This window comes from Acinetobacter haemolyticus (assembly GCF_003323815.1).
Lineage (GTDB): Bacteria > Pseudomonadota > Gammaproteobacteria > Pseudomonadales > Moraxellaceae > Acinetobacter > Acinetobacter haemolyticus.
The window spans coordinates 2,517,348-2,537,349 of record NZ_CP030880.1 but is presented as its reverse complement, the minus strand read 5'-3'; the positions used below and the strand labels follow the sequence as shown (position 1 = coordinate 2,537,349).

The 20,002-nt window shown below is 40.1% G+C and carries 17 protein-coding genes and 1 other RNA gene; 12 read left to right on the top strand and 6 right to left on the bottom strand.

Translation table 11 applies throughout. The features are described from left to right. Nucleotides 1-106: 106 nt before the first annotated feature. Both ssrA and DS737_RS11575 read right to left on the bottom strand, forming a co-directional pair. Nucleotides 107-466: a transfer-messenger RNA gene (gene ssrA, locus DS737_RS11580) on the bottom strand. Between the two features lie 207 nt (nucleotides 467-673). After that, nucleotides 674-1,723, bottom strand: a complete 1,050-nt coding sequence (locus tag DS737_RS11575) for an AraC family transcriptional regulator (protein ID WP_113997588.1) — start codon at nucleotides 1,721-1,723, stop codon at nucleotides 674-676. A 110-nt stretch (nucleotides 1,724-1,833) separates the two neighbouring features. On the opposite strand from DS737_RS11575, the gene DS737_RS11570 reads away from it, so the two are divergent. From DS737_RS11570 to DS737_RS11525, 10 genes are all read left to right on the top strand, one after another. Beyond that, on the top strand, nucleotides 1,834-2,637 hold the full coding sequence (locus DS737_RS11570; protein ID WP_113997587.1) for an SDR family NAD(P)-dependent oxidoreductase: 804 nt from the start codon (nucleotides 1,834-1,836) through the stop codon (nucleotides 2,635-2,637). Continuing rightward, nucleotides 2,634-3,380: an acetoacetate decarboxylase family protein gene (locus DS737_RS11565; protein ID WP_113997586.1), complete on the top strand. Its 747-nt coding sequence runs from the start codon at nucleotides 2,634-2,636 to the stop codon at nucleotides 3,378-3,380. The genes DS737_RS11570 and DS737_RS11565 overlap by 4 nt, the downstream gene beginning before the upstream one ends. A gap of 14 nt (nucleotides 3,381-3,394) precedes the next feature. Next, a complete protein-coding gene (locus tag DS737_RS11560) occupies nucleotides 3,395-4,258 on the top strand; it encodes a metal-dependent hydrolase (protein ID WP_113997585.1) in 864 nt (287 codons plus the stop codon). Nucleotides 4,259-4,291: 33 nt separating this feature from the next. Then, a complete protein-coding gene (locus DS737_RS11555) occupies nucleotides 4,292-5,524 on the top strand; it encodes an NADH:flavin oxidoreductase/NADH oxidase family protein (protein WP_113997584.1) in 1,233 nt (410 codons plus the stop codon). Nucleotides 5,525-5,712: 188 nt separating this feature from the next. Continuing rightward, nucleotides 5,713-6,576, top strand: coding sequence for a metal-dependent hydrolase (locus tag DS737_RS11550; RefSeq protein WP_113997583.1), 864 nt, complete (start codon nucleotides 5,713-5,715; stop codon nucleotides 6,574-6,576). 38 nt (nucleotides 6,577-6,614) lie between these two features. Next, the gene (locus DS737_RS11545; RefSeq protein ID WP_113997582.1) at nucleotides 6,615-7,055 is read left to right on the top strand and encodes a PaaI family thioesterase; all 441 of its coding nucleotides are present in this window, start codon (nucleotides 6,615-6,617) and stop codon (nucleotides 7,053-7,055) included. Between the two features lie 97 nt (nucleotides 7,056-7,152). Continuing rightward, entirely contained in the window at nucleotides 7,153-8,301 is a 1,149-nt protein-coding gene (locus DS737_RS11540) for a DUF6670 family protein (protein ID WP_113997581.1), read from the top strand. A 42-nt stretch (nucleotides 8,302-8,343) separates the two neighbouring features. Further along, on the top strand, nucleotides 8,344-9,018 hold the full coding sequence (locus DS737_RS11535; RefSeq protein WP_113997580.1) for a glutathione S-transferase family protein: 675 nt from the start codon (nucleotides 8,344-8,346) through the stop codon (nucleotides 9,016-9,018). Further along, complete coding sequence (locus DS737_RS11530) at nucleotides 9,015-9,755, top strand: SDR family NAD(P)-dependent oxidoreductase (protein WP_113997579.1); 741 nt, start codon at nucleotides 9,015-9,017, stop codon at nucleotides 9,753-9,755. The genes DS737_RS11535 and DS737_RS11530 overlap by 4 nt, the downstream gene beginning before the upstream one ends. A 1-nt stretch (nucleotide 9,756) precedes the next feature. Then, the gene (locus tag DS737_RS11525) at nucleotides 9,757-10,446 is read left to right on the top strand and encodes a Rossmann-fold NAD(P)-binding domain-containing protein (RefSeq protein ID WP_005081642.1); all 690 of its coding nucleotides are present in this window, start codon (nucleotides 9,757-9,759) and stop codon (nucleotides 10,444-10,446) included. 84 nt (nucleotides 10,447-10,530) lie between these two features. On the opposite strand, the gene exaC is transcribed toward DS737_RS11525, so the two are convergent. Further along, on the bottom strand, nucleotides 10,531-12,042 hold the full coding sequence (exaC, locus tag DS737_RS11520) for an acetaldehyde dehydrogenase ExaC (RefSeq protein WP_113997578.1): 1,512 nt from the start codon (nucleotides 12,040-12,042) through the stop codon (nucleotides 10,531-10,533). A 140-nt stretch (nucleotides 12,043-12,182) separates the two neighbouring features. Between exaC and DS737_RS11515 the strand changes: the two genes are divergently transcribed. Further along, on the top strand, nucleotides 12,183-13,364 hold the full coding sequence (locus tag DS737_RS11515) for a helix-turn-helix domain-containing protein (RefSeq protein ID WP_005081650.1): 1,182 nt from the start codon (nucleotides 12,183-12,185) through the stop codon (nucleotides 13,362-13,364). A gap of 230 nt (nucleotides 13,365-13,594) precedes the next feature. On the opposite strand, the gene DS737_RS11510 is transcribed toward DS737_RS11515, so the two are convergent. Both DS737_RS11510 and mdh read right to left on the bottom strand, forming a co-directional pair. After that, nucleotides 13,595-14,974, bottom strand: a complete 1,380-nt coding sequence (locus DS737_RS11510; protein WP_005081653.1) for a metal-dependent hydrolase family protein — start codon at nucleotides 14,972-14,974, stop codon at nucleotides 13,595-13,597. 350 nt (nucleotides 14,975-15,324) lie between these two features. After that, on the bottom strand, nucleotides 15,325-16,497 hold the full coding sequence (gene mdh, locus DS737_RS11505; RefSeq protein ID WP_004638265.1) for an iron-dependent methanol dehydrogenase: 1,173 nt from the start codon (nucleotides 16,495-16,497) through the stop codon (nucleotides 15,325-15,327). Nucleotides 16,498-16,886: 389 nt separating this feature from the next. On the opposite strand from mdh, the gene DS737_RS11500 reads away from it, so the two are divergent. Further along, nucleotides 16,887-19,352: an acyl-CoA dehydrogenase gene (locus tag DS737_RS11500; RefSeq protein ID WP_113997577.1), complete on the top strand. Its 2,466-nt coding sequence runs from the start codon at nucleotides 16,887-16,889 to the stop codon at nucleotides 19,350-19,352. A 73-nt stretch (nucleotides 19,353-19,425) separates the two neighbouring features. On the opposite strand, the gene DS737_RS11495 is transcribed toward DS737_RS11500, so the two are convergent. Beyond that, nucleotides 19,426-19,848: an Lrp/AsnC family transcriptional regulator gene (locus tag DS737_RS11495; protein WP_004638267.1), complete on the bottom strand. Its 423-nt coding sequence runs from the start codon at nucleotides 19,846-19,848 to the stop codon at nucleotides 19,426-19,428. Between the last annotated feature and the right edge of the window lie 154 nt (nucleotides 19,849-20,002).

Below are 20,002 nucleotides of genomic sequence, written 5' to 3'. Positions count from 1 at the left end.
GGTTGTCTATTAATAAAAATTCAAGTCGGGTACTAGATATGTTTGCGGCATTTTACGGACAATAAAAAAGCCACTTTAGTAAGTGGCTTTTTTATTTACGGTATTTTGGTGGAGGTGGCGGGAGTCGAACCCGCGTCCGCCAGCACTACACTCGAGAATACTACATGCTTAGATATCGTCTATTGTTTTAACACCTAGTGACCCGACGAACAGGGTACAAAGTGCGATCCTCTAAGTTTGGTATAAAGCCCCGAGGCTTGACTCTATACGGACTTGTGTGCGTGCGCTTCGGTCGGGTTCCTAGACCACAAGTATTCTAGGAAGCGGACAAGCTGCCCTTAGGCAGCTAGAGCGTAAGTTTCGTCGTTTGCGACTATTAAAATGCAAATTTTATTTACGAGAGAAAATGCGCTCTCGGCATGCATCTATGAGTTTCATCACCAGCGTCGAAGCCAGAGACACCCCCAAAGTACAGCGCAATCATAGCATAGATCATTAAAATTTAAATCTTAATTTCTAACCATCGAGCAAAATATGCGCTTATACCTCTATATTGTTCCTGTGTTTTATTTTTCAAGTCGCAATGCTAAATTTAGATTAGGTTTGTTGCTCAACATACAGACTCGGTTGAGTTGATTTATACTTATGTCTTCTCTAGTGGTTAGAAATGGCGTTATGGTGTTTGCTTCCGAAATTGAATAGGGGACATACCACTCCATTTTTTAAAGGCACGGGCAAAATTAGCAGGTTGGATATATCCTAAATACAGCGCAATTTCTTGTATTTCCATATCACTGCTCAGTAAAAGTCTTGTCGCTTCTTTATATTTTACTTCATCTAACAAACTGAGATAAGAAGCGCCAATCTCGTTGAGATGTCTTCTTAATGTCCGATTAGACATATGCAAACGTTGTGCAACCAAATCTAAAGATGGATAGCCTTTATGAGGTGTCAGTACTAATTCTGCTCGGACGCGCAAAGCAATATCTTGAATTCGTGCTGAAAAGCGGATTTGTTCAGCTTCGCACTGGGCTAGTGCCGATAGAAATGCACTTTGATCCGCCATTTTTGTAGGCAAATCTATGGTCTCAGAAGAATAACAAATTTGGTTTTTTTCTTGATTAAAACGTACTTTGGGTAATTGTGATAAGAAATCTTGATGATAAATAGGTTCAGACCAGTCAACCTGAAGTTCCACATTAGATAAATCATGTTCAGCTAAGGCTTGAGCAGTTTGAACAACACCAATCATCAAACATTCATAGAAAAAGCGTCTTAATATTTCAGCTTGTTCAGGATGTTGGCTTACAACTGGGTGGGTTTGTTGTATTTCAATAATTGATTTTTGGTTTTCTTCATAAAAATCAATTTTATAGTCTTTTAATCGCATATTAAAAAACTGGGTTGCAAGTTCTATGGCATTGCGCAATGACGAACTACTCATCAATGCATATCCCATTGGGCCATGTGCAGTCAGTCTAAGTTTTAATCCATATTCGTATCCTAAACCCAGATCTTTCGCTAGTGTCAGACTGACCCATGCCAGTTTTGACCATTGCATAGGTGTGATGCGAGCATCTAATTGCTTGAGTAGCGTTACAGGTATTTTACTGAGATGTAAAATCTCGGATGCAGAAAACCCTTTTTCGACCATGATCTCGAGTAATAAATGGGCATAAGAAATAGGGATACTGGCTTTTGATAGTCCATATGGATCTTTCATTTCTATTTATTCGTTGGCCGAAAATGATTGGTAGTATGTCTGAACTGCATCTCACGCTCAAGTTTTATCTCTTGGATACTCAGATCATTGTATTGATTTGAGTATTGCTAATGAGCTTACCTCATCCATTAAAAGATTCTCCTGTAGTGATTACGGGTGCTTCATCTGGAATCGGTGAAGAACTTGCCAAGCAATTCGCAGCACGTGGTTATTCATTAATTTTAGTTGCAAGACGAGTGGATAAATTAGAGCTACTTGCGACGGCTTTGCGCGAAAAATATCAAGTAGAAGTCAACTTACGACCATGTGATCTAGCTGATCGTGAACAAAGAACTATCTTTCGAAAAGAATTAGAAAAAATGGATATTTCCATTCTCTGTAATAACGCAGGGTTTGCCACTTTTGGTCGATTGCATGAATTGGATGCTGATCGTGAACGAGAGGAAACCGAGGTGAATGTCGTTGCCGTACAGGATTTAACATTGGCTGTACTTCCTCACATGATTCAACGCCGAAGTGGGGCGATTCTGATTGTTGGTTCTACCTCAGGTCATCAACCAACGCCTGCAAATGCAACGTATGCAGCGACAAAAGCCTTTGCAAATTCATTTGCTGAATCTTTACATAGCGAGTTAAACGGAACAGGTGTGACTTGTACATTGTTAGCTCCGGGTCCCACGATCACAGGGTTCAATGAGGTTGCAGGTATCTCAAACATTGATGGTATAGGCGGAAGTCTAGTATGGGTGACAGCAGAGCGTGTTGCCAAAGAAGCGATTCAAGGGATGGCATGTAATCGAAGAATTGTGATTCCGGGATTGATTGCCCAAGCACAAACTTTGGGAGGCCGATATACGCCACGCATCATTTTATTACCGATATTAAAACAAGTATTTTCGAGGTTAAAAGCATGAGACAACTAATCCATGATTTGAGTACACCGATTGGTTTGGCAAACCTCGGCAAAAAACTCTATCACAATGCCCAATACCTGACGGCTGTCGTGGAAGTTGATCAAAAGAAAATGGCACGCTGGCTGCCATCAGGTATGAAATTGGCACAACCTGCCAGAGCAGATTTGTTCTGTGCTTACTTTCCAGAAAATGTATATACAGGGGCTTACCATGAAGCAGGTTTATTCGTACATATTCAGGTGGGTAATAAAATAGGCATTTTTTGCCCGTGGATGATTTTGAATGATGATCGCGCCATGATTATCGGACGTGAGCTATTGGGTTATCCCAAAAAAATAGGCGAAATTGCTTGGGAAAATGATGGCACTCGTATTCTCGCAAAAGCCTCTCGTCGTGGTACGACACTCATTGAAATGAATGCAAAGCTTGGAGATGTTATTGCTCATGCGCCACCGATTTTAGGCTTGCCTCATCGTAATATCACGGGCGGTTTGGGTTTGGCATTACCTAGAGAAGTTCGATTCACACCTAAAGAGCATCCGATTGAGGTACGCCGAGTCGAAATGAAGTTACGCTATACAGGTACAGAGCACGATCCATTGCATGAAATGGGCTTGGGTGAGGTCGTTGACGCACGTATTCACCGTTGTGATTTATCGGGTGGTTTGATTCCACCAATTCAACTTCCACGTTTTAGAACACCACTTTTTCTGATGCGTCAGTTTAATCCACGTGTTTTATAGAGTGAGGATCAGCGATGTTTACAAATACGATCAATCCTAGAGGCTTAAAACCAACGCCTCAGCAGATTTCGGCAAGTATCGACTTTCCAGTTAGGCGTTTAGATTTAACTTTCTCAGATGAAATTCCAGAGTTTTGGTTTGCAAACAATGCATTTTTAACCTGCTTTTTAGCGGCTTTGTCCAGTGCTTTTCCAGATGGAGAGCGGCAATTCATTCATAGTGTACGTAATTATCAATCGCAGATTGAAGATCCAATTTTATCAAAACAGGTCAGGGCATTTATTGGTCAGGAAGCACATCACGGCAAAGAGCATGATCAGTTAAATGATTTGATGCGAAAACGTGGTTATCCGATTGATCGAATTTATAAACGTTTCAAGAAAATGAATAAGATGATGCAACAGACTTTTAGTCCTGCACATCAATTGGCTTCAACCGTATGTATGGAACATCTCACTGCAATAATGGCGGATTACTTTATCAGTAAAAATACTCAAGATTTAGATAAATTTGATCTGGGTTTACGCAAAATTTGGGCATGGCATGCCATTGAGGAAACTGAGCACAAAGCAGTGGCTTTTGATGTTTATCAATCCTTGGTCAATCGTCCTTATTTTTTAAGATTGGTCATGCTTGAAACTACATTTTTCTTTATGTTCATTACCAGTAGGGGCACGCTAGAGTTATTGAAGCATTCTGGACAAAGCACAAATTTGAAAAATTGGAATGTAGGTTTACGTTTTTTATTTGGGCGAAACGGACTTGTACGTCAAATCAGCCAAGATTATTTCGATTTTTTTGCGCTCGACTTCCATCCATGGCAACACGATAACCGAGTGATGGCTGAACAGTTAAAACGCAAATATCAAATTATTTAAGCTTAGTCATCATTTTATAAATAGGTCTATTCGATGAAAAAATCACAAACGCAAACGCTTAGCCCTTTGCAACAACCACTTAAATTGGCGTGTGGTATCAGCATTCCAAACCGAATTGCAAAATCAGCGATGAGTGAACAGTTGGCTGATCGACATGGTTCGCCAACCATTGACCTGCAACAACTTTATGCTGCATGGGCGAGAGGTGGTACAGGGCTGTTAATCACAGGCAATGTCATGATCGATGATCGTGCCTTTGTTGAGCCTAGAAATGTGGTCCTCGAAGATGAAAGATTCTTACAGGCAAACACATTATGGGCGCAAGCTGCACAGGCGAATGGCAGCAAGATCATTATGCAAATTAATCATCCTGGTCGAGTTGCCGTTTTACCCTTGCTAAAAAAACCGATCGCACCCTCCGCAGTTGGATTGGATTTACCCATGATGAGGCTGCTTCGTATGCCGCGTGCAATGAGTGAAACAGAAATTTTGGAGCAGATTCAACGTTTTGCCAATACCGCTGCATTAGCAATAAAAGCAGGTTTTGATGGCGTGCAAATCCATGCCGCACATGGCTACTTGTTATCACAATTTTTATCACCTTTATCCAACGTTCGTACTGATCAATGGGGTGGAAATCCTGAAAACAGACGACGAATGTTAATTGAAACTGTTCGCGCTGTGCGAGCTGCAATTGGTAAAAATAAAATCTTAAGTGTCAAATTAAACTCGGCTGATTTTCAAAAAGGCGGTTTGACTCAAGAGGAATCATTACAAATCGCCTTGGCATTAGAGGCAGAAGCAATTGATTTACTCGAAGTTTCAGGAGGTAACTACGAATCGCCTGCGCAACTTGGTTATGCACCAGAACGCCAAGCACAAAGAGATGCCTACTTTCTTGATTATGCAACTGCATTACGTAAAAACAGTCAATTGCCTTTGATGCTCACAGGTGGATTACGCAATGTTGAATTGATGAATAGGATTGTGGCAGAAGGGACAGTGGATTTGATTGGTTTGGCACGACCATTTGCGTTGCAACCCGATTTAGCCAAACAACTATTGGCAGGAAAGTCTGTAAAAGAACCAGCAATAATTCCCCATCTTGGCTATAAACCTGTAGATGCCTATCTACAACTGGCTTGGCATGCGGCTCAATTTCGCCGTATTAGCAGTGGTCAGCAACCTAAAGCCATTAAAGGATTAATTAAAACACTGGTCGCGTTTGGCCCACGTATGGGATGGAATATATTGACACAGGATTAGTGGATCGGTGGTTTATTACAAAAGCTTTTAGTCTTTTATCTTTTGAGGAATGAGACTGTCATTTCAGGACAAGTTGCTTGTTTAAGATATGAACGACATTGACAAGATCACACTACGTAGCTATTTTGCCTTATAAGTTCTTTTTTGGAACTTGTTGAATTTAGCTAAAACTGTTGAGGTGAACAGCAATGTCGTCAGTGTTGAAAGAAAAATCAAAGCAAAAAACACCTGCATCATTTCCAGTACGTCGTATGGACTATGAGTTTCAGGATATGCCTAAGTATTGGTGTAATAACGAGCCAACTTTTACGCATTATTTCACTGGCTTATCTACGCTATTTCCAGAAGGTGAGTCTTATTTCGTCCGTTCAGTTCGAGCTTTAAGAGCTGAGGTTAAAAATAATGAGCAGCTTGATCGTGATATTGGAGCTTTCATTGGTCAGGAAGCGATGCATTCCAAAGAGCATCATGCCTTTCATCAGAGTGCGCAGCAATATGGTTTAGACCCTGAATCATTAGAAAAAATGACAGGTATTGTTCTAAAAGCGATTGAACGTACTTTTCCTAAAAAGTGGAATTTATTGGTCACCGTTGGTCTAGAACACTACACCGCCGTTTTGGTGGTGGAAATGATGAAAGACGTGAACGAATTAATGACAGATGAAACCATCCGCAATTTATGGTTATGGCATAGTGTCGAAGAAACTGAACATAAAGCAGTTGCCTATGATATGTATGAATATCTGTATGGTAAGGGCTTAGATGCTTATATTCCTCGTATTGCTATTTTTACCTTTAGTTTAGCCATGATTACGGTGATGTCGACGCTATATCAGGTGGTACTTTTAAAACGTGATCGTCAATTATTTAATTTAAATTCTTGGCGTAAATTTATGCATCATGGTAGAGAAAAATATAAAGTTTTTATTCCAAAATTTTTAGATTATTACCGCTTTGATTTTCATCCGAATGATACAGATGAATCTGAAATCGTGGCGCAAACCAAAATAAAAATTGGTTTGTCTCCAGAACAATCGACCTTTATTCATTAAAAAAAATCTTTAGTTTTTTCATCAGATAGGTAACAGGTATGAATCCATCAAATATGACTGGTTTAGAACTTATGCAAGCATTTCAGCAAGGCTTAGTGCCAGCTCCGGGTATTGCGAAAACCATGGGGATGGACGGTGTTGGGGAGGTTGAGTTTGGTCGTATCGTTTTTGTTGCGACGGCAGATGAGCGTCATACCAATCCACTAGGTGGTGTGCATGGTGGTTTTGCTGCGACAGTACTCGATTCTGTCACAGGATGCGCGTGCTATACCGTATTGGCAGCAGGTGAAGGATACGGCACGACTGATTTAGCAATCAAAATGTGTCGCCCAATGCCGTTTAATAAGAAACTCATCGCTGAAGGGAAAGTGATCAATTTTGGGCGTAACTTAGTCATTTCAGAGGGCTATCTTCGAGATGAAGAAGGTAAATTGTATGCCCATGCAACAGCGACTAATATGATTATTCGTCAAAAATAATCAATTAAAAAAGAAGGTGTAAAAACCTTCTTTTTTCAATTTAGCAATTCAATTGTTAAAAGATAAATAAAGCGTTTTTGATGAATTGAGAATAAAAATGATGTCTAAACAAATTCAATCACATATTCCAGTTACGATTACAGGGCGAATGCTGCCAAATAGTCGTAAAACTAATCGTGGGTTTAAAGATCATGCCATCGGTTTATTGACAAAGGGTTTAGGGCGAATCATGGGTGTTGCTCGTCCGAATCAAAATATTCCGTACCCGAGCCCAGATTTTTATCAAGCCATTAATAATCCTTTTCCATTTAAAGGCACTCATTTTGGCATCATGATTGCTGATTTGCCTGCACCACATTATTTTCTAAGTTTTGCTTCAATTCTTGGCATGCTTGGATTAAAAGTGGTAGATGCTGATGCTTTCGTTGATCCCAAAGATGGACCACTCAATACAGCAGTTTTGGTCCATGGTACGGCTTTAGCAAATAAAAATGCGTTTTCGAGCTATTCGATCCAGCATGATATGCAATTCGATCCACAACATAATTTAATTAGATTTGGTGAGAATGCAGAAATATCAGGACAGTATCCTCATTTTCGATTGATAAGTCGTAGGGAGGATTTTGCTGTTGATTTAAAGCTTACAGCTACAGGTGCCAATTCTTGGTTTGCTCACAGTGCGATTTACCAGCACATGAGTCTGTTGATGAATTATCAGGGTGAAATTACCTATCAGGATCAGACGCAACAGGTATCAGGTTTAGCCACGTGGGAACATTGGAAAGCACCTTCATTGGCTTATCCATTGAATAAAACCATTCCAAAATGGTTGAAGATCCCAGCAGATTTTTTTACCTATCAAGTTTTGACAATTGATGCAACCACACAGCTCTTATTGGGTTACGTGACTGTTTTAGACCACTCGATTGCAGCATTTGCGATGTTAAGACAAGCAGATGGAACAGCAGTTCATTTAGATGCAGACGTACATTTTGAAGTCTTGAGTTTACAAGCCGAAGTCGCTCAGGGACAAGATGGCAGTTTAATGAGTTTACCTGAAACATTTAGATGGCAAGTCATCGATAAGCATAAAAACTTACTTTTCGATATCCAAGCTACTGTCGATACGCCAATGCTTTTTGGTCTAGCGACTGGTTATGTTGGTGGATATCACTGGCATGGTAGTAGATCAGGAGTTGCTACGCAGGGACGTGGTTATATTGAGTATATTGATCGGCGTGACTAATCTGATCGTGATTAAAACATCAACCCAAAGGAAAGAAAAATAATGGTTACTTTACATCAGTGGGAAATTTCACCTTTTTGTCAAAAAGTAGCAAGAATGTTGAAATTTAAAGGGATTGAATTTGAAACCATCAATTATAACGGTGTGTTGGGGGCTAAAGTGCCAATGTTGAGTAAGGTCGGAAAAGTGCCAGTACTCGATATTAATGGACAGCGTATTCAAGACAGTACCCGTATCGCACGTTATCTAGATGAAGCTTATCCTGACTTACCACTTCTTTATCCGCTAGATCCGATACAAAAAGCTTATGCTGAGTTGTGGGAAGACTGGGCAGATGAATTATTGTATTTCTATGAGATCCACTTTCGAGTGAGTGATGCCGATGCTTTAGATCATGCTGTAGCAATCAGTGCGCAAGGTCGTCCGAAGCATGAAGTGATTTTAATGAAACCTTTGTTGAAGTCCGCACTCAGTTTTCAACTGAAAATGCAAGGCACAGGACGTATGGCAAAAGCCGATATTGAAGCAGAGTTTATTCGTCATTTAGAACGTATAGAGCTGGTGCTGAGTGCTAAGGGTTGGTTAGTCGGGGAGCAAAAAACAGTGGCCGATATTGCAGTTGCTTCACAGCTTTTAGAGATTGTTCGAACCAGTAAAGTGTGGGGAGCAAAAATTAACAGCTATTCAAATATTTCTGCTTGGATAAAACAGATATGAGTACGCGAGTCGCTGTTGTCGTTGGAGTCGGGGCAGAACAAGGGATAGGCGCTGCTGTATCACGACGTTTTGCTCAATCTAGTCTAAAGGTTTATGTGGTAGGACGAACGCTCAATAAATTACAAGCAGTGACTCAAACGATTGCTGAGCAAGGCGGGAGTGCTGTCGCTTATTGTTTAGATGCCGAAAATGATCAACAGATTCAATCTCTATTTGACATGATCATTGCAAATAATGAACAGCTAGAAGTTGTTGCTCATAATGTGGGTGGCAATATTCCATCTTTGTTTTTAAAAACGCAGTTATCCTTTTTCTCAAAAATGTGGCGCTCGACTTTTTTGTCTGCTTATTTGGTTTCGCAGTCTTGTTTGAAGATTTTTGAACAGCAACAAAAAGGAACTCTGATTTTCACAGGTGCGAGCGCATCGATGCGCGGCAAACCGTTTTTTGCTGCATTTACCATGGGTAAATCGGCATTACGTGCTTATGCACTTAATTTAGCAAGTCTATATAGGTCGAAAAATATACATATTGCACATGTTGTGGTGGATGGCATGGTCGATGGTGATCGCGTTAATAAAGCCTTATTTGGACTTGGACGTTTAGCAAGATTAACGCGTGGTACAGGCGGATTAAATATCGAGGCAATTGCAGATAATTATTTAATGTTATATCAGCAGAGCAATGATTTATGGACACATGAATTAGATTTACGTCCGTATCAGGAGCGCTTCTAAGATGAATAAGTTAGGACGATTATTTAAATCATCACAAAATGCTCAACCCTGTATGGTAGTCTTTGGTGAAAATATTGAGTTGTTGAGCCAAGCCTTTATCAATCTTGATTCAGATCATCCACTGCATATTTTTCAAGTGACACATGATCCATCTCAGCACGATTTAAAAATTATCAGTTCTGAAAATCAAAGCACTATTATTCGATTGAATGTCTTGCTGAGTGGCTCATTAAAAAGTTTAGTCAAATGTATTCAACAACAGGGCTATAAGATTGAATTATGTATTATCCAGCCGAAGTTTGGGTGTACTGATCATATCAATACTGTATCTTCTGAAATGATTGAAAACTATTGGCAAGTTACAGGTCTAAATGCAGTCAGTATTTCGCAAGCTATGATTGCAAACATGCTTAAACAGCAACATGGAACAGTGATTTTCCTTGGTGCAAGATCAATGGGTGCGGAAAAGAAAGCAGATTTATTGACGATGAGTATGTTTGCCAGTATTCGAGCCTTATCACAGTCATTGGCAAGAGAGTTTCATCCTAAAGGAATTCATGTGGCTTACTGCACATTAGAAAAATGGGATGATCAGGATCAAAAGTTGATGCAATCGATTGCTCAAGTGTGTTGGCATCTACATCAACAGCCGAAATCAACTTGGTCACAGGAACTCAGTTTGACCAGTTAATTGGCGGCGAAAATTATAATTGACCTATGAAAAGAGCAAATGTGAAATAACATTTGCTCTTTTTTTGAGGAATGAAATGGATAATTAGAAGAATCCAGCAGGTTTGGTTGAGTAGCTCACCAAAAGATTCTTGGTTTGTTGATAATGATCTAACATCATGCGGTGGTTTTCACGACCAATGCCTGATTTTTTATATCCACCAAATGCCGCATGTGCAGGATAAATATGATAGCAGTTGGTCCATACACGACCTGCTTCTACCGCGCGACCTGCACGATATGATGTATGCGCAGAACGAGCCCAAACACCTGCACCCAGACCATAGATAGTTTCATTTGCGATTTGAATCGCTTCATCAAAGTCTTTAAATGTCGTTACTGACAGCACAGGACCAAAAATTTCTTCTTGGAAAATTTGCATGCTGTTATGACCTTTAAACACTGTTGGTTCGATATAGAAACCTTCACCAACTTCTTGTCTCGCACTACCGCCTGTCAACAGCTCAGCACCTTCTTCACGCCCTGTACTGATGCAGCGTAAAATTTTCTCTTGTTGTTCAAGGGAAGCTTGAGCACCAATCATGGTTTCAGTATCTAAAGGATGTCCTACCTTGATTCGCTTGACGCGCTCAATGGCTTTTTCTAAAAATGCATCTGCAATGCTTTCTTGAACCAAGGCACGAGATGGGCAGGTACATACTTCACCTTGGTTTAAGGCAAACATGGCAAAGCCTTCTAGCGCTTTATTTAGGAAATCATCTTCTTTATCCATAATATCTTCAAAGAAAATGTTCGGAGATTTACCACCCAGTTCGAGTGTGACGGGAATAATATTTTCTGTCGCATATTGCATAATCAACTGTCCAACTTGGGTTGAACCTGTAAATGCAATTTTAGCGATACGTGGACTGGTTGCGAGAGGACGACCGACTTCAGCACCATAGCCATTGATGACGTTCAACACACCTGCTGGTAAAAGATCTTGAATGAGTTCGAGAACCAATAAAATTCCAACTGGAGTTTGTTCAGCCGGTTTTAAAACCACGCAATTTCCTGCCGCAAGCGCAGGAGCAAGTTTCCAAGCTGCCATCAAAATCGGGAAGTTCCATGGGATAATTTGGCCGACCACACCCAACGGCTCATGGAAATGATAGGCAATGGTATCTTCATCAATTTCTGAAATGCCGCCTTCTTGTGCGCGGATACACCCTGCAAAGTAACGGAAATGGTCAATTGCCAATGGAATATCCGCTGCTAAGGTTTCACGAACAGGTTTTCCATTGTCCCAAGTCTCTGCCACCGCAAGCATTTCAAGGTTTGCTTCCATGCGATCAGCAATTTTAAGTAAGATATTTGAACGGAATGTTGGAGAGCTTTTATTCCATTCTGCTTTAGCTTTGTGTGCTGCATCTAGTGCCAGTTCAATGTCTTCGACAGAAGAACGCGGTATCTTTGTAAACACTTTGCCATCGACAGGCGAAACGTTATCGAAGTATTCTCCTCTAGTAGGAGCGACCCATTGACCACCAATGAAATTTTCATACTGTGGTTTAAACTGGACTTTTGAATTAGGTTGATTCGGATCGATGTAACGCATATAAATATTCCTTTGCTTATAATTGATCTTAAGCATCTACAGCTTTGGTATAAGGTACTTTTGTACGCTATTTCACTAGGATAGATCGGTGAAGGTTGGAGAAAGGTTGGAAACCATGCTCAAGTGTGAGGGATACACAAATGTTTACAAAACAAGAGCTAATACGGCAAAGACAGTCTATTGATCAGTTAAAGCAACAAAATAGTTTGTCTCCCCAAAGCGCTGAGAAACTAGAGCAGAGTATTGCGAGTTCTTGGCAGCGATCTGTATCGTCTTCAATTCCAAAAGAGCGCCTTGCAGCACCTTTACTCAATCAAAATAAGAAAAATTCAAGTAGTTTGGATAAGGCTTTAAATGCTTGTGCTAACGAGTTAAGTCATATTGCAGCGCAGTCATCGATGGTGATCGCTGTGGGGGATGTTGGAAGTACCATTATATGGACAGCTTCAAGTACGCAAATGCAAAGTGCTGCTGAAAAGGTACATTTTATCGCGGGTGGGCAGTGGGCAGAGGAGGTCGTCGGTACCAATGCCTTAGCGTTATCACTTAAAACGCAACAATCCAGCTGTGTGTTTTCAAATGAACACTATATGGAGTCGATTCATGATTGGGTTTGTTATGCCGCACCGATCATTGATCCGTATTCTAAGCAAGTCTTAGGCGTAGTGGATTTATCGACTACATGGAAAAAGCACAATAGTTTAGGCGTATTAGCTGTCGAACGTTGCGCCTCGATTATTCAAACGGCACTGATCGAACAGCAACGACAACATTTATACATTCGTGCTTTTTCGACACCGCAGATTTTCTTTAATGGTAAATCGCTGGTGCTTACGCCACGCCAAATTGAGATTTTGGCAATATTGGTATTGTGTCCAAATGGCTTAAATCTAGAAAAATTGCATCAAGCTTTATATGGTGAACGTAAAGTGAGTATCGGCACTTTAAAAGCTGAAATGTCGCAACTGAGAGATATCTTAGGTGGAATGCTAGGTTCAAGACCATACCGTCTATTGGCAGATGTAGAAGCAGATTTTCTTTTGGCTGAACAAGCACTTGATTCTGGATATGTGGCTTCTGCATTACAGTTATATAAAGGTGTTTTTCTCGCTAAAACTGAAAGCCCATTTTTATGTGCATGGCGAGATTGTTTAGAGTCGCGTTTGAGTGATGCGATTTTTAAAACCACAGAAACGGATTTACTATTGAAACACGTGGCTCATTTTCCTGAAGCAATCGATGCCGTTGAGCGTCTGATGGAATTATTACCTGCTGAGCATCCTGCACATCAATCACTGACTAAATTTAGAGATATGCCTTAAATATTGGTTTTCATAAATTAATATCGAGGCGATTATATGCTTTTAAATAAGGAGGGATAAATATAACTCAAAGCATTTATTTCGCTTTGCTCGTCTTGAAATGAGAATGAATAGTAGACTGTTTATATTCCATAGTGCTTTAAAATAGGTATCACGAAAAAAACTCAATGTTTTGCTATCTAAATAGCGAGAACAAAGACTGGTGTTCTCGCTATTTTTAATCGATCAAATCAAAATGAGCTTTCTATAGTATTTTTATATATTTTACCGTCTTTCATAATGATCTTAAAATTGTTTTCAGGGTCTTCTACTAATCGAATATTCTCTAGTGGATTACCATTGACGAGTATTAAATCAGCATATGCACCCTCTGATATTTCCCCTAATTTTCCATCTTGATAAGGATTTCTTTTGCCACTTAGATATAAGAGTTGAGCATTGTCATAAGTTGCCATTTTTAAGACTTGATATGGGGAGAACCATCTTGTCATTTTAGCGAGTTGCTTGCCTTGCTTTACCGCCAAAGAAGGATCGAATAGACAATCTGTTCCCCATGCTAATTTCACATTATATTTTTTCGCAAGATTGTAGGCATTATCAGTGCCTTTCGTCATTTCAAGTTGTTTTTTTCTATTTGCCGATCCTTCAGGAAAAGGAATCGCTTCCTCATCATCTAAAAAGGGTTGTAGACTCCACCAAACCCCTTTTTCAGCCATCAGTTTGGCAGTTTTGTCATCGATCAGTTGCCCATGTTCAATAGATTTTACACCTGCGTTGATCGCTGTTCTAATTGCATGAGGGGTATAAGCATGAACAGTTACATAGGTTCCCCAATTTGAAGCAGCATCTACAGCAGCTTTGAACTCTGCTTCGGTGTATTGGCTGACATCCAAAGGATCATAATTAGAGGAGACACCTCCACCAGCCATGAGCTTTAATTGGGTCGCACCCTGACGTAATTGTTCACGGGAACGGATGAGAACTTGATCTGCACCATCAGCGATTACAGCCATACCATTTCGTTCTTGATATGAAAGTTCTCCTATTTTTCGAGGAACGTCAGTAGGGAATCCAAAATCACCATGTCCACCAGTTTGAGAAATAAAAGCACCACTCGCAAAAACTCGAGGGCCATTAACCAAGCCGTGATCTATCGCTTTTGCCAAAGAGAGTGCACCACCACCCATATCTCGTACGGTAGTAAAACCTCGTAATAATTGCTTTTCGGCAGCGTGTGCAGCAAATAAATTGATGAATGCATAATCAGACAAGATCGCTTGTTGTTGAGGAATACTTTCAAACATGAGGTGAGCATGGTTATCAATTAATCCTGGAATTAAATATTGACCTTTTCCATCTATAATTTTTGTAGAACCACTCTTATTTGTCATGATGGGTGTGTTACTAATTTTTTTGATTAAATTACCTTCTATTAATACATTGCCTTTAACGATTTTATTGTCCTTACCGTTGAAAATATTAACATTATTGATTAATACAACGGTTTTGACCTCATTCGCAAAAGCGGTATTACTTATCAATGCAAAAACCATCAACCAAAGGATTGTTTTCATCTCTTTAAACTTGTTGAAAAATAACATGATATTCATTGGCTTTTACTGCTCTAATAATTGGAAGTTTAAAGATAACATGGCTGATAATATTTAATAAATAGGCCTTTGATAGTCATAGGATTTATTATGTAATAAGCTGTGAATTATATTTATATCTTTGGATTGTCCTAGTGTCTTATGCACTTAACTTTTCAATTTTATTTGGAATAATGGGTTGCCGTAGAGTTTAGACATCAGCAAGAAATCTTGATATGAGTTGTTAAGTTGATGCTTATTCTAATTCAACGAGTATTGAAATAAAAAAAGGGAATATCGTTGCAGAGATATTCCCAAAAAAGTAAGCCTGTCGTCGGAGTGCTTTGGCTTACTTTTGAGAGGAAATAAATTTAAAGTGCAGCTTTGAAAATCTCAACCACTTGAGCGTGGGTGGCTTTACGAGGATTGGTTAACATACAGGCATCTTTTTGTGCATTTTCAGCCATGATGGCAAGATCTTCGGTTTTCACACCAAGTTCGGTCAAACCAGAAGGAATACCAATCGAAGCGGAGAGTTCTCGAATCGCATCTATTGCGGCGTATGCTGCTTCCGTTTCAGTAAAACCTTCCGTGTTGATCCCCATCAATTCTGCAATTTTTGCATAACGATCTTGGCAAGCAATCAGGTTGAATTCGCAAACATGGGGTAAAAGCACCGCATTACATACGCCGTGTGGAAGATTATAGAAACCACCTAGTTGATGTGCCATTGCATGCACATAACCGAGAGAAGCATTGTTAAACGCCATACCCGCTAAATATTGTGCATAACTCATGGCATCACGCGCTTCAATATTTTCACCATTGGCAACAGCAGGGCGTAACCATTGACTAATCATACTAATCGCTTTTTCTGCACAAGCATCTGTAATCGGATTTGCAGCGGTAGAAACATAAGCCTCGACAGCGTGGGTTAATGCATCCATCCCAGTTGCAGCAGTTAAACCCGCAGGTTTAGCGACCATGAGTTTAGGATCATCAATCGCGATCAGCGGCGTACAACGCCAATCAACGATTGCCATTTTGACATGGGTATCAGTATTGGTAATGATACAAAAACGGGTCATTTCAGAGGCTGTTCCTGCCGTAGTATTGATTGCGATGAGTGGTGTCATTGGCACGGTACTTTTATCAATACCTTCATAATCACGAATATGCCCACCGCCAGCAGTAACTAAGCCGATGCCTTTGGCGCAATCATGTGAAGAGCCGCCGCCGAGAGAAACAATAAAATCACAACCATTGTCGTTATATGCTTGTACACCATTGTGGACATTGATATCGGTTGGGTTTGGTTCAGCACCTGCAAAGATATGGCTATCAACACCAGCATTTTTTAAATATTCTGAAATAGTTGCCGCCACACCAAATTTAAATAATCCTTCGTCGGTGACAATGAGTGCTTTTTTAGCACCAAGATTTTGAGCTTTGATTCCAATTTCTTTGGCACAGCCAGGTCCAAAAAGTGAGACGCAAGGGATATAAAAACCGTTAGTTTGATCTGCAATATTCTTAAAAGCCATGGAGCGATTCCTTCTTCCATAATCCATTGTTTGTTATGCAGTGATTTCATCACTGTAGGCTTAGTATGCAGGGGGTGAAAATTTTTCCTACCTACCAAATACCTACCAAACGATGTCAGATAGTAGAATCATGATTTGATTATGAAAGTTTTAAAAAAAGATATGATTTTGGAATGAATCGCACTCAAAGTTAATGATTATGCAACAAAGCCTTTCATCTCTATGCGGTTATGTAATATTTAGTAGTTTATCCTGAAAATAAAAAAACGCACTGTACAATCAAAATTCACTCTTTTTTCACACTTAACTTAATACGTTAAAAAATATAGTAAAGCATAAATATTTAATCACATTTCTTCTTAATTCAAGTTGAAGGCAAAGGAGTAACCATGACTCTATTATTGATATTGCTTAGCTTGTTGATTCAGTTTGCTGTGTTGTGGGCTGTATTTTATTTCAAACTAAATCAAACAATCGGTAGTCTCGTTTCTGTTGCAGTTGCAGTCATCTGTGCTGTGTTTATTACACCGTGGAGTTTATTGGTTGGTATACCGATTATTCTAATGAGTATCGTGATATTAATTCCTGCACTACGTGAAGCACTGATTAGTCGCCCCGCATTTAATCTTCTCTCCAATGCGATGCCAAGTATGAGTACGACAGAAAGAGAAGCGTTAGAAGCAGGTACCAGTTGGTGGGAAAAAGAGCTATTTATGGGGGAGCCTGATTGGGAGAAATTTGATCAATATCCTTATCCAAAGCTTTCAACTGAAGAACAATCTTTTTTAGACAATGAAGTTGAGCAACTGTGTTCAATGCTAGATGAATGGCAAATTCATCATCACCAAAAAGATTTGCCGCCAGAAGTTTGGCAGTTTATTAAAGATAAAGGGTTTCTTGGTTTAATTATTCCAAGAACATTTGGTGGTAAAGAGTTTTCCGCTTTTGCGCAAAGTCGCATTATGAGTAAGATTGCGTCACGATCTTTAACCGCAGCAGTAAGCTGTATGGTCCCTAACTCTTTGGGTCCGGGCGAGTTGTTGTTGCACTACGGAACCACTGAACAGAAACAGCGTTATTTGCCGGGCTTAGCTGACGGTACAGAAGTGCCTTGTTTTGGTTTAACCAGTCCTGAAGCGGGTTCTGACGCAGGTGCAATTCCAGATACAGGTATCGTGTGTTATGGAAACCATGATGGTAAAGAAGTCCTTGGTTTAAAAATGAATTTTTCTAAACGCTGGATTACTTTGGCTCCAATTGCAACGGTGATTGGTCTGGCATTTAAGCTCTACGATCCAGATGGCTTGTTGGGAGATAAAAACAAAGTTGAATATGGAATTACGTGTGCCTTAATTCCGTCCAGCCATGAAGGAATTAAAATCGGGGCAAGACATCATCCCGGTGCCCCTTTTATGAATGGTACGGTTGAAGGGACTGATATCTTTATCCCGATCGACTGGATTATTGGTGGTCAAGAGAATGCTGGTAAAGGCTGGCGTATGTTGATGGAGTGTCTCGGTGTTGGACGCGGCATTTCATTGCCTGCATTAGCGACGGCTGCAGGGGAGATGGGTTATCTTTTAGTGGGTGCTTTTGCGAGTATCCGACAACAATTTAAAATCTCCGTTGGGCATTTTGAGGGTGTACAAGAAGCGACCAGTGATATTGCAAGTGATGCTTATATGCTGGAATCATTTAGATATCTAGTGACATGTGGACTCAATCAGGGTGGAACGCCAGCAGTAATGACTGCCATGGCGAAGTATTACGCTACCGAAACCATGAGAAAAGTGATTAATCATGGTATGGATGTGGTCGGTGGTCGTGCAATTCAGCTTGGACCACGTAACTTCCTTGCGTTGACCTATCAGTCTATTCCAGTGGCTATCACGGTTGAAGGTGCCAATATTTTGACACGTTCATTGATGATTTTTGGTCAAGGTTCGATGAGATGTCATCCATACTTGTTTGAAGAATTGCAATTGTTGCAATCAGAAGATAAAGCGGCGGCACTTAAACAATTTAGTCCATTGTTGTTTAAGCATTTGGCTTATACCTTTAATCGTGGTGCCAAAGCGGTGGCATTTGCTATCACGGGAGGATCTCGTGAAGGCTCTAAGCAAGCTGACGATTTTTCAAAACCGTATTATGCGGTGATCAATCGAATGAGTGCTGATTTTGCACTGACCGCAGATATGGCATTGGGTATTTTAGCTGGTGATTTGAAACGCAAAGAAATGCTTTCGGGTCGCTTGGCGGATATCCATTCGCATCTATTTATTGCGACAGCGATTTTAAAATACTATGAAAATGGTCAACGTACAGCGTCTGATCAAAAACATGCTGAATTGGCATTGAATAAAGCCTTGTTTAATGCACAGGAAGCATTTTTCGGATTCTATGATAACTTCCCAATGAAAATTGCCGCGAAGTTGGTGAAATTGGTATGTTTCCCATTTGGTCGCCCAATTGCTAAACCATCTGATCAGTTGAAGCAGGACGTGGCTCAATTGTTGTTACAGGAAACGCCATTTAGAGCAGAGCTGAAAAAACATGTGTATTACAACACTGATGAAAGTGATGTGATGGGGCGCATGGAGTCTACTTTCCAAATGTTGTTAGCAATACAACCGCTTTGGAATAAGTTTAAAAAAGCAGAATCCAAAGATCAGTTTAAAGGGCTGTCATTTGAGGAGCATATTGCAGATGCCGTTGCTGTCGGTTTTATTAATACCACAGAGGCAGAACAGCTGTTGAAATACAATGCTAAACGTTATGACAGTATGCTGACGGATGTTTTTGATGAACATTTAGAAAAGGATCTGCCCTTAGAAAATCCACATTTAAAAACTTAGTCTAAATTAACATTGGAGCTACCAAGCCGTTTGATGCCATATCGTATCAAGCGGCTTTTCACTTGATAGGGACTTAAGTTTTATATGTAGAAAGTAAAATACTGGTTTCACTATTGTAAATCCCTGAAATATTGCGGATACGTTCAAGTGCCTTATCGAAGTTGATTAAACTGTCAGATTCTAACTCCACCAAAATGTCCCATTTACCATTGGTGGTATGTAAGCGTTCAACGGCGGATTCTAAGCGTAGTTCACGTATTACAGCTTGGGCTTTGGTACCTTCCACCATAATGCTCATCCATGCTCGAATCACATTTCTTTCAGCGTTGGGACGAAAGCGAATGGTATAGCCTGTAATGACACCCGTAGATTCCATGTATTCAATGCGCTTTTGCACAGTTGCTCGTGAGACACGTGCTTTGGCCGCCAAGTCGGTAATGGACATGCGTGCATTGTCTTTCAGTAATCCTAGAATAATATGATCTATATTGTTCATTTTGATATTTTCTATGCGCAAATTGATAAAAATTAATTCATTTTAATCATTAAAAGCAATTTTGTGAATCAATTTGATTCTTAATAATAATCAGTATATGAAGCCCAAAACATTTTTGGCGTGATGTGGCTGCGCAGAATGTGCATCAGGGATG